13 protein-coding genes are annotated in these 16585 nt (G+C 72.6%); 5 read left to right on the top strand and 8 right to left on the bottom strand.

Translation table 11 applies throughout. The annotated features are described in order from the left end of the window. Positions 1-124: 124 nt before the first annotated feature. From pgl to tkt, 6 genes are all read right to left on the bottom strand, one after another. Positions 125-895 (bottom strand): 6-phosphogluconolactonase, encoded by a 771-nt coding sequence (gene pgl, locus ACGFI2_RS17335; protein WP_393517634.1) that lies wholly within the window; start codon positions 893-895, stop codon positions 125-127. Positions 896-962: 67 nt separating this feature from the next. After that, positions 963-1979: a glucose-6-phosphate dehydrogenase assembly protein OpcA gene (locus tag ACGFI2_RS17340; RefSeq protein WP_393517637.1), complete on the bottom strand. Its 1017-nt coding sequence runs from the start codon at positions 1977-1979 to the stop codon at positions 963-965. Between the two features lie 31 nt (positions 1980-2010). Next, entirely contained in the window at positions 2011-3525 is a 1515-nt protein-coding gene (gene zwf, locus ACGFI2_RS17345) for a glucose-6-phosphate dehydrogenase (RefSeq protein WP_393517640.1), read from the bottom strand. A 50-nt stretch (positions 3526-3575) separates the two neighbouring features. Beyond that, positions 3576-5141, bottom strand: coding sequence for a glucose-6-phosphate isomerase (locus tag ACGFI2_RS17350; RefSeq protein ID WP_393517643.1), 1566 nt, complete (start codon positions 5139-5141; stop codon positions 3576-3578). Positions 5142-5219: 78 nt separating this feature from the next. After that, positions 5220-6398, bottom strand: a complete 1179-nt coding sequence (gene tal / locus ACGFI2_RS17355; protein WP_393517646.1) for a transaldolase — start codon at positions 6396-6398, stop codon at positions 5220-5222. Between the two features lie 16 nt (positions 6399-6414). Further along, the gene (gene tkt, locus ACGFI2_RS17360) at positions 6415-8553 is read right to left on the bottom strand and encodes a transketolase (RefSeq protein ID WP_393517649.1); all 2139 of its coding nucleotides are present in this window, start codon (positions 8551-8553) and stop codon (positions 6415-6417) included. 262 nt (positions 8554-8815) lie between these two features. Here tkt and ACGFI2_RS17365 point away from each other — a divergent pair, with 262 nt between their 5' ends. The 3 genes from ACGFI2_RS17365 to ACGFI2_RS17375 all read left to right on the top strand — a co-directional run bounded on the left by ACGFI2_RS17365 (position 8816) and on the right by ACGFI2_RS17375 (position 11509). Further along, positions 8816-9775: a heme o synthase gene (locus ACGFI2_RS17365; RefSeq protein ID WP_393517652.1), complete on the top strand. Its 960-nt coding sequence runs from the start codon at positions 8816-8818 to the stop codon at positions 9773-9775. A gap of 425 nt (positions 9776-10200) precedes the next feature. Next, positions 10201-10533 carry a hypothetical protein gene (locus ACGFI2_RS17370; RefSeq protein ID WP_393517655.1) on the top strand — a complete coding sequence of 111 codons (333 nt, stop codon included), beginning with the start codon at positions 10201-10203 and terminating at the stop codon, positions 10531-10533. 13 nt (positions 10534-10546) lie between these two features. Beyond that, on the top strand, positions 10547-11509 hold the full coding sequence (locus tag ACGFI2_RS17375; protein WP_393517658.1) for a RimK family alpha-L-glutamate ligase: 963 nt from the start codon (positions 10547-10549) through the stop codon (positions 11507-11509). Between the two features lie 43 nt (positions 11510-11552). Here ACGFI2_RS17375 and ACGFI2_RS17380 read toward each other — a convergent pair whose 3' ends face one another. Both ACGFI2_RS17380 and ACGFI2_RS17385 read right to left on the bottom strand, forming a co-directional pair. After that, positions 11553-13220 carry a right-handed parallel beta-helix repeat-containing protein gene (locus ACGFI2_RS17380; protein WP_393517661.1) on the bottom strand — a complete coding sequence of 556 codons (1668 nt, stop codon included), beginning with the start codon at positions 13218-13220 and terminating at the stop codon, positions 11553-11555. A gap of 73 nt (positions 13221-13293) precedes the next feature. Further along, positions 13294-14256 (bottom strand): heme A synthase, encoded by a 963-nt coding sequence (locus ACGFI2_RS17385; RefSeq protein ID WP_393517664.1) that lies wholly within the window; start codon positions 14254-14256, stop codon positions 13294-13296. Between the two features lie 98 nt (positions 14257-14354). Between ACGFI2_RS17385 and ACGFI2_RS17390 the strand changes: the two genes are divergently transcribed. Both ACGFI2_RS17390 and sufB read left to right on the top strand, forming a co-directional pair. Further along, positions 14355-15095, top strand: a complete 741-nt coding sequence (locus ACGFI2_RS17390; RefSeq protein ID WP_393517667.1) for a helix-turn-helix transcriptional regulator — start codon at positions 14355-14357, stop codon at positions 15093-15095. Further along, on the top strand, positions 15092-16522 hold the full coding sequence (sufB, locus tag ACGFI2_RS17395; protein ID WP_363629756.1) for a Fe-S cluster assembly protein SufB: 1431 nt from the start codon (positions 15092-15094) through the stop codon (positions 16520-16522). Before ACGFI2_RS17390 ends, sufB begins: the two co-directional genes overlap by 4 nt. The last annotated feature ends 63 nt before the right edge of the window (positions 16523-16585 follow it).

A 16585-nucleotide genomic window follows, 5' to 3' on the forward strand; every position in this document is an offset into this window, starting at 1 on the left:
GATCACCCGAGCGCTGACCTGCCCCCACACCTACCCCACCCCGCCCGTCAACACCCCCTGACCAGCCAACTCAGGATGGAACTACTCCCGTGAAAACAGCGGGCAGTGGGGCGTGGGGTGGGCGTCAGCGGAGGCTGCGGGCGCGGGGCGGCACGTTGGCCGCGGCGGCGCGGTCCAGCAGCCAGAGGGTACGGGAGACGCCCCGCACCCCGGCCGCCGGCAGTTGCAGCGGCCCGGCCCCGGCCAGCGCCATGCCCACCGCCCGGGCCTTGTCCGCCCCGGCGGCGACCAGCCACACCTCCTCGGCCGTGTTGATCGCCGGCAAGGTCAGCGTGGTGCGCACCGGCGGCGGCTTCGGGCTGCCCCGCACGGCGCTGACCGGCCGGTTGTCGTGGTGCACCGGGTGCTCCGGGAACACCGACGCCACGTGCCCGTCCTCGCCGACGCCGAGCATCAGCACGTCGAAGTGGGGCAGGGCCGCGGTGCCCGGTCGGGCGGCGGTGGCCAGCTCCCGCGCGTACCCGGCGGCGGCTGCCTCCGGGTCGTCGCCGGCCGGACCGTCCGATGCCGGCATCGGATGCACCCGGGCCGGGTCCAGCGGCACCACGTCCAGCAGCGCCGCCCGGGCCTGGGTCTCGTTGCGCTCCGGGTCGCCGGAGGGCAGGAACCGCTCGTCACCCCACCAGACGTCGACCCGGGACCAGTCCACGGCGTCCCGGGCGGGCAACTGGCCGATCGCCCGGTAGACCGCCGCGGCGATCCGGCCGCCGGTCAGCACCACCGACGCCTGACCGCGCTCGGCCTGCGCGTCGAGCAGCTTCACCACCAGCCGGGCCGCCACCGCCTGCGCCAGCAGGTCGGGGTCGGCGTGTACGGCGACACTCGCCTCAGTCATCCGTTGTGCCCTCGTTCCGACCACCTCGCGGCGGTCATCGTTGCGTGTCGACCGCCCGTCCGGGTGGTCACTCGTTGGCCGTCGCGCCCGCGTGCGCGGTCACGCCGGCCTCGGCCCGCTGGGCGGTCGCCGGGTCCTTCCACACGTGTACCCGCTGGGGGGCACGCTGGTCCAGGCCGGTCAGCCCGGCCGTCGCGCCGAGCGCCTCGGCGTACACCTGATCGGCGTCGAGGCGGCGCAGCTCCTCGGCCAGCTCGTCGCCGAGCGGCCGGCGGACCAGCGGCAGCGTCCGGTCCTCCTGCCCGGTACGCCGGAAGACGGCGACGCTGTCGTCCCGGGTCAGCGTCAGCTCGTCGCCGTTGGCGCAGCGGAGCTGCACCTCGCGCATCCGCGGGAACTCGTCGGTCTGCTCCCAGGTCGGCTCGATGTCGAGCCGGGCGCTCAGCCAGCCGCGCATCAGCGCCGCCGTCGGGTCGGTGCGCGGCGCCACCACCGTCGCCTCGGTGACCCGGGCCTGGGTGGTGTCGAACGCCCCGGCCACAAGCGTGCGCCACGGGGTGATCCGGGTCCAGGCCAGGTCGGTGTCGCCCGGCGCGTAGTCGCCGGCCCGCTGTCGCAGCGCGGCGATCGGGTCGGCGGCCTGCGCCGAGTCGGTGATCCGCCGGTCGGCGACCACGCCGAGGAAGTCGGTGGCGATCTCGTTCGGCGGCTCACCGTGCCACCAGGTCACCACCGGCACGTCCGGCACCAGCAGCGGCATCACCACGGACTCGGCGTGCAGCGCGAGCCGGCCGTACATCCGGGTGACCACCGCCTCGCACGGACCGAGCCGGCCGCCCACGACGATCTCCGCGTCCAGCCGGTTGCGGTCCCGCTCGACGTCGGAGCGGACCACCACGAGCAGCCGGCACGGGTGCGCGGCGGCGGCGATGGTGGCCGCCGCCTCCGCCTCCCGGACCCGCTTCTCGTCCACCACGACGATCAGGGTGAGCGCCATGCCGCTGGCCACCCCGCCCGCGCTGCGCCGCTCGGCGGCCAGCGCCTTGACCACCTCGTTGCCGGTGGTGTCCCACAGCCCGATCAATGGAGCCTCCTGGTTCGCTCGCTCTGCTCGCTCACGCTCTTCGCCAAGCTCTGCCCTCAGCGGCCAGCATCTTGTCGGCGGCCCGGGGGCCCCACTCGCCGGCCCGGTACGGCTCCGGCTTGGTGCCCTCCCAGGCGTGCTCCAGCGGGTCCACCACCTGCCAGCTCTGCTCCACCTCGGCGGCGTCCGGGAACAGCGTCCGGTCGCCGATGAGCACGTCCAGCACCAGCCGCTCGTACGCCTCGGGGCTGGACTCGGTGAACGCCTCGCCGTACTGGAAGTCCATCGCGATGTCGCGGACCTCCATGGTGGTGCCCGGGACCTTGGAACCGAACTTCAGCACCACGCCCTCGTCCGGCTGTACCCGGATGACGAGCTGGTTGGCGCCGAGGGACTCCATGTCGGCCGGGTCGAACGGCAGGTGCGGGGCCTTCTTGAACATGATGGCCACCTCGGTGACCCGCCGGGGCAGCCGCTTGCCGGCCCGGATGTAGAACGGCACGCCGGCCCAGCGCCGGTTCTGGATGGCCAGCTTCACCGCCACGTACGTCTCCGTGGTGGAGTCCGTCGGGACGTCCTCCTCCTCCAGGTAGCCCTTGGCGCGCTCGCCACCCACCCAGCCGGGCAGGTACTGGCCGCGCACGGTGTCCCGGGAGACGTCCCGCGGCACGGCGATCGCCTTGAGCACCTTCAGCTTCTCGGCGCGGATCTCGTCGGCGTCGAAGCTGGTCGGCTCCTCCATCGCGACCAGGGCGAGCAACTGGAGCAGGTGGTTCTGGAGCACGTCACGGGCGGTGCCGACCGAGTCGTAGAACGCGGCCCGGGTGCCGATGCCGACGTCCTCGGCCATGGTGATCTGCACCGAGTCGACGTACTTGGAGTTCCACAGCGGCTCGAACAGGTTGTTGGCGAAGCGCAGGGCCAGGATGTTCTGGACCGTCTCCTTGCCCAGGTAGTGGTCGATCCGGAAGACGTCCTGGCGGGTGAAGACGTCGTCGACCAGGTCGTTGAGCGCCTTGGCCGAGGGCAGGTCGTTGCCGAACGGCTTCTCCACCACCACCCGCCGCCAACCGCCGGACTTCTCGTTGTCCGCCATGCCGGTGCGGGCGAGCTGCTTGAGCACCACCGGGAAGGCCGCCGGGGGGATGGAGAAGTAGAACGCGGCGTTGCCGGCGATGCCGTGCGAGTCGCGCAGCTCGTCAAGCGTGGTGGCGAGCTGGTCGAAGGCGGCGTCGTCGTCGAACGAGCCGCCGACGAACTTGACGTTGCCGACCAGCCGGGCCCAGACCTCCTCCCGCCACGGGGTGCGGGCGTGCTTCTTGGCCGCGTCGTGCGCCAGCGACTCGAAGTCGCCGTCGCCCCAGTCCCGCCGGGCGAAGCCGAGGACCACGAAACCGGGCGGCAGGAGCCCTCGGTTGGCCAGGTCGTAGACCGCCGGCAGCAACTTCTTGCGGGCCAGGTCCCCGGTGACCCCGAAGATCACCAAGGCGCACGGCTCGGGGATCCGCGGCAGCCGCCGGTCCTGCGGGTCGCGCAGCGGGTTCACCGGGCCACCTCCTCCTGCATCTCGGTCCACTGATTCCAGGTCATTGATCGTCACGTACGTGTCCGTCCGGCCGTATCCAGCAGTTGGGCGGCGCCCGCCGCCCGCTCGGTCAGGTGCAGTCGCAGCACCGGTCGCTCCCGGTCGGCCAGGGTCCGCCGGTCGCCGGCGGCCTGGGCCGCCTGTAGTTCCGCGAAGGTGTACGGGCGGCCGGGCACCGACAGATCATCGGCGACCGCACCGGTGATCTGGAGGTGCCGGGCGCGCTCGTCGGTGTGGCTCGGGTGGCGGGGTCCCCAACCGAAGGTCACCGGCCGCCCGGCGGCGCGCGCCAGCAGCGGGCGCAGCCCGGCCACCGCCGCGTCGGCGAACCGGTCCAGGTGGGCGGTCACGGAGAGGTGCTCGTCGGGGCCCAGCCCGTCGACGAGCCAGCGCAGCGCGCCGGCCAGGTCGGTAGGGGCACCCGTCGGGGCGTACACCTCGATCGCGCCGTCGGCCGACGAGGGCGGCGCGTCCGCCGGCGCGTCCGCCGTGATGGCCGTCGGCTCCGCGAACGGGTCGACCCGCAGCGCCGCGGCGGCGGTCGCGGCGGCGTACGCCCAGGTGAGGAACTGCGCGCCGAGCGGCCCGTTGACCGCCACGTCGGCGGCCACGCCGGGCGCCACGCCCGGGCCGAGCGCGCCGCCGATCCCGACCGTCAGCACGTCCGGGCCGGTGGCGCCGGGCGCGTCGGGGGCCTCCGCCGCGATCGGCAGCACCCGCCCGCCGGTGGCCGCGGCGAGCAGCGCACCGGCCCAGTGCCGCAGCCCGTCGAGGCCGGTGCCGTCAGGCGCCAGCGCGACGGTGGATCGCCCGCCGGCCGCCGCCGCGCCCAGGGCCGCGCCGAGCGCGAGAGCCGGATTTTCCCGGTCCCGGTCGAGCGCGCCGGCGAGGGCCGCGGCCTCGTCCAACAGCTCGGTGACCGGTGCGCCGGCGAGCGCCGCCGGGACCAGACCGAACGCGGTGAGCGCGGACCAGGGCCCGGCCACCTCCGGGTCGGCCGGGATCATCACGGCGCCCAGCTCGTCGGCGAGCGCCGCCAGCTCCGAGCCGGGCGGGGTGACCACCACGACGTGCCGGTCCGCCTCCGGCCCGGCGTCGTGCCAGGCTCGCCGGTAGGCGCGCAGGTGGGCGTCGGTGGTCGGGTCGAGGCCGGACTCTCCCGCGAGCACCAGCACGGTACGCGCCGGACGGTCGGCCAGGGCGGCCCGGACCGGGCCGGGATCGGCCGTGTCGAGCACGGTCAGCGGCCGGCCCAGGCATCCGGCGATCACTTCGGCGGCGAGCGTGACGTCACCGGCGCCGGCGAGCACCACGTGGTCCAGGTCGCCCAGCTCGGCGGTCAGCTCGGCGAGCTGGGGGAGCAGGTCCCGGCTGCGGCAGTGGGTGTCGACCCAGCCCAGCCGGCCGCCCGCCGTCGCCTCGGCCCCCGGCCCCCAGAGGGTCGGGTCCTTGGCCGCCAACCGCGCGGGCACGTCGCGGGCGACCAGGGCGCCGCGCGAGGACCGGTCCACCGTGTCCGCGCCGTGCACGGCCAGTCCGGCGGCGGCGTCGGCCGGCCCCGCCAGCAGGTCACTCAAGTGACTCACCTCACCGGTTCCACGGTACGGCGGGACGCGTCCCGGGGCAGCGCCCCGGGACGCGTCGCACGCCGTAGGTCACGCGTTTCCGCCGGCCTGCTGGGCGTTCTGCGCGTTGCCCTCGGCGGCCCGGTGCGGGCTGTCGGCGCCCTTGGCCGCCTGGGCGAGGGACTTCTTGATTCCCTCCAGCAGCTCCAGCCAGCTCGCCTCGAACTTCTCCACGCCTTCGCGCTCCAGGGTGGCGATCACGTCGGCCAGGTCCACGCCGACCGACTCCAGGTCGGCGAAGGCCTTGCGCGCGTCGTCGTAGGCGCCGGTGATCGTGTCGGCCTGCGTCTCACCGTGCTCGGCGTAGGCGTGGACGACCGGCTCCGGCATGGTGTTGACCGTGCCGGGGGCGATCAGCTCCTCGACGTAGATGACGTCCCGGTAGTCCGGGTTCTTCGTCGAGGTGGAGGCCCACAGCGGCCGCTGCGGGTGGGCGCCCGCGTCGGCCAGCTTCTGCCACCGCTCGGAGGAGAACACCTCGCCGTAGCGCTCGTAGGCCAGCCGGGCGTTGGCGACCGCGGCCTTGCCGCGCAGCGCCTTGGCCTGGTCGGAGCCGATCTTCTCCAGCCGCTTGTCCACCTCGCTGTCGACCCGGGAGACGAAGAACGAGGCGACCGAGCCGATCTTGGCCAGGTCGTGCCCGTTGGCCTGCGCCTGTTCCAGGCCGGCGAGGAACGCGTCCATCACCTGCGAGTAGCGGTCCAGGCCGAAGATCAGCGTGACGTTCACGCTGATCCCCTCGGCCAGCGTCTTCGTGATCGCCGGCAGGCCCTCCTCGGTCGCCGGGATCTTGATGAAGAGGTTCGGCCGGTCGACCAGCCACCACAGCGCCTTCGCCTCGGCGACGGTCTTGTCCGCGTCGTGCGCCGAGCGCGGGTCCACCTCGATCGAGACCCGGCCGTCCACCCCGTCGCTGGCGTCGTACGAGGGGCGCATCACGTCGCAGGCCCACCGCACGTCGTACGTGGTGAGCATGCGGACCGCCTCCTCGACGTCCACGTCGCGGGTGGCGAGGTCACGCAGCTGCCAGTCGTATTCGTCGGCGTCGCTCAACGCCTTGGCGAAGATCGTCGGGTTGGTGGTCACGCCGGCCACGTGGCTCTCCCGGCGCAGCTTGTCCAGCCCGCCGGAGGTCAGTCGTACCCGGGAAAGATCGTCCAGCCAGATCGCCACCCCGGCGTTCTGGAGTTCGCTCAGCCTGTCCGTCATGCCGTCCACGCTCCCCTCAGTTGCCGGTCGTGAAACCGGTGATGTCGCCCACCCGGGTCAGCGCCGCGTGCGCGGCGGCCACGATCCGGTCGGGGGTGAACCCGAACTGCTCGAAGAGCACGGTGTAGGGCGCGCTCGCGCCGTAGTGCTCGATGCTCACGCACTCGCCGCTGTCGCCGACGATCGCCCGCCACGACATCGCGATGCCCGCCTCCACGCTCACCCGTGCCTTTACCCCGCGCGGCAGCACCGACTCCCGATACGCCTCGTCCTGCGCGAAGAACCATTCCTGGCACGGCATGGACACCACCCGGGTGGGGGTGCCGTCGGCCTCCAGCCGCTCCCGGGCGGTGAGGCAGAGCTGCACCTCGGAGCCGGTGCCGACGATGATCACCTGGGGCTTGCCGTTGGACGCCTCGGCCAGCACGTACCCGCCCTTGGCGGTGCCCTCGGCCGGGCCGAACTCGGTGCGGTCGATCGTCGGCAGCGCCTGCCGGCTGAGTGCCAGCGCGGTCGGCCGGTCGGTGTGCTCCAGCGCCTGCCGCCACGCCCATGCGGTCTCGTTGGCGTCGGCCGGGCGCACCACGTCCAGGCCGGGGATGGCCCGCAGCGCGCTCAGGTGCTCGATCGGCTGGTGGGTCGGGCCGTCCTCGCCGAGACCGATCGAGTCGTGCGTCCAGACGTAGGTCACCGGCAGCTTCATCAGCGCGGCGAGCCGCACCGACGGGCGCATGTAGTCGCTGAACACCAGGAACGTGCCGCCGTATGGGCGGGTGCCGCCGTGCAGGGCGATGCCGTTGAGGATCGACCCCATGCCGTGCTCGCGGATGCCGAAGTGCAGCGTGCGGCCGTACTCGTCGCCCGGGAAGTCCTTGGTGGCGTGCCCGGCCGGGACGAAGGACGGCTCGCCCTTCATGGTGGTGTTGTTGCTCTCGGCCAGGTCGGCCGAGCCACCCCACAGCTCCGGCAGCACCGGGGCGAGCGCCTCCAGGACCTTGCCGGAGGCGGCCCGGGTGGCGACGCCCTTGGCGTCCGCCGGGAAGGTGGGCAGCGCGTCGGTCCAGCCGGTCGGCAGGGTACGGGTGGCCATCCGCTCCCACAGCGCCCTGCGCTCCGGGTTGGCCTTCGCCCACGACTCGAACCGGGTGTTCCACTCGGACTGCGCCTCGGTGCCGCGCCCGATCACCTGGCGGGCGTGCTCGAGCACCTCCTCGTCGACCTGGAAGGTCTGCTGCGGGTCGAAGCCGAGGATCTCCTTGGTGGCCTTGACCTCGTCGGCGCCGAGCGCCGAGCCGTGGATCTTGCCGGTGTTCTGCTTGTTCGGCGCGGGCCAGCCGATGATGGTGCGCAGCGCGATGAACGACGGCCGGTCGGTCTCCGCCCTGGCGGCCAGCAGCGCCTGGTAGAGCGCCTCCACGTCCTCGTGGTAGTCGCCCTGGTCGGCGTCGCCGGTGCGCCAGTCGACGGTCTGCACGTGCCACCCGTACGCCTCGTAGCGGGCCGCCACGTCCTCGCTCTTGGCGATCCGGGTGTCGTCCTCGATCGAGATCTCGTTGTCGTCGTAGATCACGCAGAGGTTGCCGAGCTGCTGGTGGCCGGCGAGCGCGCTCACCTCGTGGGTGATGCCCTCCTCGATGTCGCCGTCGGAGGCGATGCACCAGATGTCGTGGCGGAACGGCGAGTCGGCGCGGTCGGGCTCGGGGTCGAACAGGCCCCGCTCGCGGCGGGCCGCCATCGCCATCCCGACCGCGTTGCCGAGCCCTTGGCCGAGCGGGCCGGTGGTGGTCTCCACGCCCGGGGTGTGGCGGTGCTCCGGGTGGCCCGGGGTGAGCGAGCCCCACTGGCGCAGCGCCTTGAGGTCGTCCAGGGCCAGCGGGTAGCCGGAGAGGAAGAGCTGGATGTAGAGGGTCAGGCTGGAGTGCCCGGCGGACAGCACGAACCGGTCCCGGCCGGGCCAGTTCGGGTCGGTCGGGTTGTGTCGCATGACCCGGTTGAAGAGCAGGTATGCCGCCGGGGCGAGGCTCATCGCCGTGCCCGGGTGGCCGTTGCCGGATTTCTCCACGGCGTCCATGGCCAGCACGCGGACCGTGTCGACGGCCCTGCGGTCGAGGTCGGACCAGTTGAGAGCGGGAAGCTCGGGTCGTTTCGCAGCCACGTTGATGTGCTCCTCGGCAGATGGGCGGAACCCTCACTGATGACCCTATCGAGCGTCACTAAACGTCCGCCCGGGGATCTCGGCATGCTGACTTCTACGTGTCCGACCCGACCGGGCGTTCAACCCGCGGTGTGACGGCCCGCACCGTTGCCGGGTCTGCGGGGCAGCCAAAACGACGACGCGTAGTGTGTGGGGCGGTGTGTGGACCCGGCTCGGGTCCGAGCCGACGACCTCCCCTGCCGAAGCCGGAAGGTGGCAATCCGTGAGCATGATCACCGAGCGTCCGGTCAGCGACCCTGCCGGGACGGCGCCGGTGGACACGGTGGCGGAGGCGCCGACGACCGGCCGGCGGGACGTCCGGGCCGTGGTGGCCGCGTACGTGACGCTCACCAAGCCGCGGATCGTCGAGTTGCTGCTGGTCACCACCGTGCCGGCGATGATGCTCGCGGACGGCGGCATGCCGTCGCTGTGGCTGGTGGCCGTGGTGCTGGTCGGCGGCTCGCTCGCGGCCGGCGCGGCCAGCGTGCTCAACTGCTACATCGACCGGGACATCGACCAGGTGATGCGGCGCACCAAGCGCCGCCCGCTGCCGGCGCACACCGTGTCGCCGCGCAGTGCCCTGGTCTTCGGGCTGGTGCTGGCGGCGGTGTCGGTGGCGCTGATGGCGGCGACCACCAACTGGCTGGCGGCGGGCCTGACGTTGGCCGCGATCGCCTACTACGACCTGGTCTACACGCTCTGGCTGAAGCGGACCACGGCCGCCAACACGTTCTGGGGCGGCGCCTGCGGCGCCGCGCCGGTGTTGATCGGCTGGGCCGCGGTCACCGGCTCGCTCGCGCCGGCGGCCTGGGCCCTGTTCGCGGTGGTCTTCTTCTGGCAGATGCCGCACTTCTACGCGCTGGCCATCAAGTACAAGGACGACTACGCCCGGGCCGGCATCCCGATGCTGCCGGTGGTGGCCTCGGTCCGGCGGGTCAACGCGGAGATCATCGGCTTCTCCTGGCTGACGCTGCTGTCGTCGCTGGCGGTGTGGCCGCTCGGGATGAGCCCGATCTACGGGGTGACCGCGCTGGTCGTCGGTGGGATCTTCGTGGTGGAGGCGCACAAGCTGTGCCGGCGCGCAACGCGCGGCGAGGCGGTCAAGCCGATGCGGCTGTTCCACTGGTCCACCACCTACCTCACCATCCTGTTCGCCGCGATCGCCCTCGACGCGCTGATCTGACCCGGTCTGATCCGGGCCACCGGCGCGGCCACCGCTCGCCAGTTCGGCGAGCTGGGGCCATCGGAGCGGTCTGCACCACGCCCATGTCGGCGAGGTGGGGTTGGTCAGCCGGGCACATGCCACCCGGCGGTCCACGCGCGACCCCGGCACGCCGCGGCGTATCGGCGGGTCGATCCTGGCGGGAGGGCTTTGACTCGGCTGGATGTTTCCGCACGTGAGGCGGTTCATCAGAAGTTTTTTTCGGGTCCACCGCAGGGGATCAACCCGGACAGAGCGTGACTATCCGAGCCGCCCGTTTCGCCCGCTTATAAGCGACAAATGCTGACGAATTGCCTGTGGTCCTCCTTAAACCGATGGGTAATTGGCATCACATTCAGTTCATCGTTCTCGCACATCCGGGTGGAAGTCTGCTTAGGCTTCGCGTCATGGCAGATGGTTCCGATACGACGCTGACGGCTGACAAGAGCGGCGAGCAGGGCCCCAACGGCCTGGTCGCGGGCATCAAGTCGTTCGCCGCCGGGCACGGCGGCGCGAAGGCGGTCATCGAGTACGTCGGCAAGCGCGGCGCACGGATCGTCCTCGTGGGTTCCGACGGGGCGTGGGCCGACCAGTTCGCCGACGACACCGTCGTCGCGCGGCAGGCCTGCGCCACGGCCGGGGTCGACGTCGAGAACGCCTGGGAGCGTGAGCTGATGGACCAGATGCGTCCGAGCAACGACCTGTGGCGGTCGATGGCCCGGCGCACGATGGCCCGTTGACACATATAACCGCATGACAAACCACCACCAGTCGACCCGGGGGAAACCCCGGGTCGCTCTCGTCACCTGCGCCGCCCTGCCCGACCTCGACCCGGACGACCGCCTCGTGCTCGACCCGCTCGCGGCCCGTGGCGTCACCACCGAGATCGCGATCTGGGACGACCCGACCGTGGACTGGTCCGGCTACGACCTGGTGGTGCTCCGCTCACCCTGGGACTACGCGCTGCGCCGGGACGAGTTCGTGGCCTGGGCGCGCACCGTGCCCGCGCTGGTCAACCCGGCCGACGTGGTGGCCTGGAACACCGACAAGCGCTACCTGGCCGAGTTGTCCGCCGCCGGGGTGCCCACCGTGCCGACGGTCTGGATCGCGCCGGGGGAGCGCTGGGCGCCGTCGGACGCCGGCGAACACGTGCTCAAGCCGGCGGTCAGCGCCGGCAGCCAGGACACCGGGCGCTACGACCTGGCCGACCCGGAACACCGGGAGCTGGCATCGGCGCACGTGCGGCAACTCGGTGACGCGGGGCGGGTGACGATGGTCCAGCCGTACCTCGACGCGGTGGACACCGACGGCGAGACCGCCCTGCTCTACCTGGCCGGCCCCGACGGCCTGGCGTTCAGCCACGCGATCCGCAAGGGACCGATGCTGACCGGCCCGGACCGGGGCGAGGCCGCGCTCTACAGGGAGGAGCGGATCGACGCCCGCGCCGCCACCGACGAGCAGCGGGCCGTCGCCGAGAAGGTGCTGGCCGTCGTCCCGGGCGGCACCGACCGGCTGCTCTACGCCCGGGTCGACCTGATCCCCGGCCCGGACGCCTCGCCCGTGCTGGTCGAGTTGGAGCTGACCGAGCCGAGTCTGTTCGTCGGGCACGCCGACGGCGCGCCGGACCGGCTCGCCGAGGCGGTCCTCGCCCACCTGGCCGCTCCCGGCGCCGCCGGGCGCCGGTCATCGCCCACCCGGCCGGCAGCGGGAGCATGATCGTGCTGGCGTTCGCCGCCGAGGCCGGCTGAGGGGGGCCGGGTCAGTCCCGGTCGGTGTGGTTGCGTTCCCAGCGACCGCCGATCGGCGGGGTGTCCAGCCGCATCGCGGCCGTCGACCCGGCGAGGTCGTTGTCCTCGACCGCGCACGAGACGCAACTCCCCGCCTCGGTGATCCACAGCCCGTACGCCTGCGTGTCGGCGTCCCGGTGCCAGATCCGGTTGCCCCGCACGGTGGCCGAGTCGAACGGCGCGGCGATGGTGATCCCGGCGCCGGCCGGCGTCCCCGCCGGCAGCTCGTACGCGTCGCCGGGCGCCGGGACGGCCTCGTTCCACGCGGTGGCGGCGTCGGGGCGTACCTCGGCCAGGGACAGCCGGGTGCCGGTGTTGTCGGCGACCACCGCGCTGCGGGTGCCGACCCGGACGACCTTGCCCCGGTGCCCGCCGGCCGGCCAGTCCGCCGCGCCGTCGGTGACCTCGCGCGGGCCGTAGCGCACCACGTCGCCCGAGCCCCGGTGGGCCGGCGCGGACCGGCACCCGTTGTCGCGGATCCGGTTGCCCACGACCGACGCGTCCAGCATCGGCCGGTCGATCCGGATGCCGTCCAGCGCGTTCTCCCGGATGTCGTTGTCCTGGATCACCACGTCCGCGGCCGCGCCCCGGTGCCCGTGGCCGAGGTCGTGCTCGTGGTAGCCGTACCCGCCGTTGCGGCTGATCCGGTTGCCCTGCACCGCGTACGGGCCGGGGGTGTTGCCCATGCTGATCCCGTCGCCGATGTTGCAGTCGATCACGCAGCCGGTGAGCAGCCCGCCGCGCCCGGCGATCCCGGCGGTGCCGTTGGCCGACACGTCGAAGCCGGCCTCCAGGTTGTTGGTCATGGTGCAGCCGGAGACGATCAGCCCGTCCGCGCCCCAGTCCGAGATGCCGAACCGGTTGGCCTGGCTGTGGCAGCCGATGATGCGGATGCCGCGCGGCGGGGTCCAGTAGTCCTTCTGCAGCTCCAGGAAGATCCCGTTGGTGCCGTTGCCGACGGTGGTGCAGTTGGCGATGGTGAGGCGCTCCACGTCGCCCCAGCCGCCGATGCCCACCCCGATCCCGGCGCCGCCCATCTGCTGGCCGTTGTCCAGCCGGCCGCAGCCCACCGCGACCACGCCCTCGATCAGGCTGTCCTGGAGGAAGTCGCAGCCCAGGCCGGTGGCGCCGGTGTGGTGGATGTAGAGGTTGCGGAACACGCCCCGCACGACGTACTGCAGGCCCAGTCCCTTGGCCAGGTAGTCGTACTCGGCCTGGCCGACGCCGGAGCCGTCGATCTCGAAGTCGGCGAACGTGCAGTCGGCGATGTGCCGGTCCCGGTCCGCGCCGTGCTGCACCGTGGTCCAGTAGGCCAGCGGCACCGGGGCGGCGCGGTTGCCCTCGTTGCTGAGCAGGAAGCGGGTCGCCGCCGAACCGGCGCCGATCAGCGAGACGCCGCTGCGCCAGACCGTGCCGGCGTCACGGATCGAGTAGAGGCCCGGCGGGCAGTGGATCACCCGGGCCCGGCCGTCGGCGTCGTAGCCCGCGCCGAGGCGGTCCACCAGCGCGGCCAGGGCCGGCTGGTCGTTGGTCACCCCGTCGCCGGTGAGGCCGTGCTCGCGGGCGTCGCACCACAGCGGCGCGCCGGCCACCGGGGTGAGCCGCTGCGGGGTGGTCGTGGCAAGGCCCTTGCGCGACACCGGGAGCTCCCCTCGGGCGTACGGTCCGTGGCCCGGCCCGCATTCCCGCTCCCGCCGCGCGGTAACGCCCGGCTCAGGCGGCGGCGCCCACCGGCTCGGCGGCGGGCGCGGCCGGGGCCGGCGGGGCGGCCGGGAGGCGCTCCCGGGTGGCCCGGAGCACGCCCAGCGTGGCCAGCAGCACCAGGCAGGACCCGAGCATGTGCGCGGCGACCAGTACCGCGGGCAGGTGGGTGAAGTACTGGACGAAGCCGATCAGGCCCTGGCCCAGTTCGACCGCGAGCAGCACGCCGGCGGCCCGGGCGGCGCGTGCCGCGCCGACCGCGCGGAACGCGAAGAACAGCGCCACCGAGAGGCCGATCAGCAGGAAGACGCCGTCCGCGTGCACCTGGGAGATCGCCTCCGGGTCCAGGCCGTTGCGGGCCGCGCCCTGGTCGCCGGCGTGCGGGCCGCTGCCGGTCACCCAGGTGCCGACCACCAGGACGGCCGCGCTGACCACGCCGGTGATCCGGGCGAGGGTACGCAGCGGCGCCGGCACGGTCGGGGTCACCGGCCCGTCCGGCTCGCCGGTGCGCCGCCAGAGCGCGTACGCGACCGCGATCACCACCATGGAGGCGAGGAAGTGCAGCCCGACCACCCACGGGTTGAGGTTGGTGAGCACGGTGATCCCGCCGATGACCGCCTGCGCCGGGATGCCGAGCAGCACGCCGACGGCCAGCGGCAGCAGGCCCCGGCGGCGGGGGCGTCGGGCCAGCACGGCCAGCACCACGGCGAGCGCGATGATGCCCACCGCGAAGGTGAGCAGCCGGTTGCCGAACTCGATCACCCCGTGCACGCCCATCTCGGACGTGGTGGTGTAGGACTCGTCGGTGCACCGGGGCCAGGTGGGGCAGCCGAGGCCGGAGGCGGTGAGCCGGACGGCCCCGCCGGTGACCACGATCGCCACGTTCGCGACGATCGAGGTGAACGCGAGGCGGCGCAGCAGCGTGGGGGAGACCGGGAACCGGACGGAACGCTTCACGGAGCGAATCCTACGCACCGTAGTGGATCCCGATCGGGTGACTCCGCCGACCCGGTGGTCGGGATCACCGGACCCCGGGTTTGCGGGCCTCGCGTGAATTACGTAACGTTGGCGTTGTGAAAAACGCGGCAGCGCTGTCCGAAGGGTCGGTGACCAGTAATACGGTCGCCGGCGCGACGGTTCCTGCCGACCTGTCGACCCGCGACCGGGTCACCCAGCTGCTGCTGGAGCGCGGCGCGACCACCGCCGCGCAGCTCGGCTCGGCGCTCGGCCTCAGCCCGGCCGCGATCCGCCGGCACCTCGACGCGATGCTCGCCGACGGGGACGTGCTCGCCCGCGAGCAGGCCGTGCGGGGCAGCCGCGGGCGGGGCCGGCCGGCGAAGGTCTTCGTGCTGACCGAGGCGGCCCGGCTGCGCTGTGGCACCCACCACTACGACAACATGGCCACCGCGGCGCTGCGGTGGATCGCCCGCACGGGTGGCGCCGAGGCGGTCGCGGAGTTCGCGGCCGATCAGGTCGCCGCGCTGGAGAACCGCTGCCGGGCCGCCATGGAGGACGCCGGCGACGCCCCGCTCGCGCGGGCCGAGGCGCTCGCCGGGGCGCTCACCGCCGAGGGTTACGCTGCCAACGCGTCCACGATCGCCTCCGGCGGCCAGCTCTGCCAGCACCACTGCCCGGTGGCGCACGTGGCCGCCGAGTTTCCCCAGCTGTGCGAGGCCGAGACCGCGGTGATCTCCCGCCTGGTCGGCACCCACGTGCAGCGCCTGGCCACCATCGCGCACGGCGACGGCGTGTGCACCACGCACATTCCCGCCCAGTCCGGTTCCACCGTCACCACTGTGAGGACAGATAGATGACCGAGCAGATCGTCCAGCCCTTGACCCAGGAGGAGCAGCTCGCTGCCCTCGGTCGTTACGAGTACGGCTGGGCCGACCCCGACGTCGCCGGGGCGACCGCCCAGCGTGGTCTGAACGAGGCGGTGGTGCGGGACATCTCGGCCAAGAAGAACGAGCCGGCCTGGATGCTCGACCTGCGGCTGAAGGGCCTGCGACTGTTCGGTCGCAAGCCGATGCCGGCCTGGGGCGCCGACCTCACCGGGATCGACTTCGACAACATCAAGTACTTCGTCCGGTCCACCGAGAAGCAGGCCACCAGCTGGGAGGACCTGCCCGAGGACATCAAGAACACCTACGACCGGCTGGGCATTCCGGAGGCGGAGAAGCAGCGGCTGGTCGCCGGCGTCGCCGCGCAGTACGAGTCCGAGGTCGTCTACCACAAGATCCGTGAGGACCTCGAGGAGCAGGGCGTCCTCTTCCTCGACACCGACACCGCGCTGCGCGAGCACGAGGACGTCTTCAAGGAATACTTCGGCACGGTCATCCCGGTCGGCGACAACAAGTTCGCCGCGTTGAACACCTCGGTCTGGTCCGGTGGCTCGTTCATCTACGTGCCGAAGGGCGTGCACGTGGAGATCCCGCTGCAGGCCTACTTCCGGATCAACACGGAGAACATGGGCCAGTTCGAGCGGACGCTGATCATCGTCGACGAGGGCGCGTACGTGCACTACGTCGAGGGCTGCACCGCGCCGCTCTACTCCTCCGACTCGCTGCACAGCGCGGTCGTGGAGATCATCGTCAAGAAGAACGCGCGCTGCCGTTACACGACCATCCAGAACTGGTCGAACAACGTCTACAACCTGGTCACCAAGCGCGCCGTGTGCCACGAGGGCGCGACCATGGAGTGGGTCGACGGCAACATCGGCTCCAAGGTCACCATGAAGTACCCGGCGGTCTACATGACCGGCGAGCACGCCAAGGGTGAGGTGCTCTCGGTGGCCATGGCCGGCGAGGGCCAGCACCAGGACGCCGGCGCCAAGATGGTGCACGCCGCGCCGCACACCTCCTCGACCATCGTGTCGAAGTCGATCGCCCGGGGCGGCGGCCGCACCTCCTACCGCGGTCTGGTGCAGGTGCTGGAGGGTTCGCACAGCAGCCGCAGCACGGTCAAGTGCGACGCGCTGCTGGTGGACACCATCTCCCGCTCCGACACCTACCCGTACGTCGACATCCGCGAGGACGACGTGTCGATGGGGCACGAGGCGACCGTCTCCAAGATCAGTGACGACCAGCTCTTCTACCTGATGAGCCGGGGCCTGAGCGAGGACGAGGCGATGGCGATGATCGTGCGCGGCTTCATCGAGCCGATCGCCAAGGAGCTCCCGATGGAGTACGCGCTGGAGCTCAACCGCCTGATCGAGCTGCAGATGGAGGGCGCGGTCGGCTGACCGTGACCGCGCGGCCCGGACCAGTCTGGCCGGGCCGCGCGGACCCCGTCCGACCCTCCGACT

It is taken from the genome of Micromonospora sp. NPDC049282 (assembly GCF_043197045.1).
Taxonomy (GTDB): Bacteria; Actinomycetota; Actinomycetes; order Mycobacteriales; family Micromonosporaceae; genus Micromonospora.

What these genes read in the sequence shown, in the direction of transcription:
- pgl (WP_393517634.1), bottom strand. Translation starts at nt 895, where the DNA reads ATGACTGAGGCGAGTGTCGCCGTACACGCCGACCCCGACCTGCTGGCG.
- ACGFI2_RS17370 (WP_393517655.1), top strand. Translation starts at nt 10,201, where the DNA reads ATGGCAGATGGTTCCGATACGACGCTGACGGCTGACAAGAGCGGCGAG.
- tal (WP_393517646.1), bottom strand. Translation starts at nt 6,398, where the DNA reads ATGACGGACAGGCTGAGCGAACTCCAGAACGCCGGGGTGGCGATCTGG.
- sufB (WP_363629756.1), top strand. Translation starts at nt 15,092, where the DNA reads ATGACCGAGCAGATCGTCCAGCCCTTGACCCAGGAGGAGCAGCTCGCT.
- ACGFI2_RS17375 (WP_393517658.1), top strand. Translation starts at nt 10,547, where the DNA reads ATGACAAACCACCACCAGTCGACCCGGGGGAAACCCCGGGTCGCTCTC.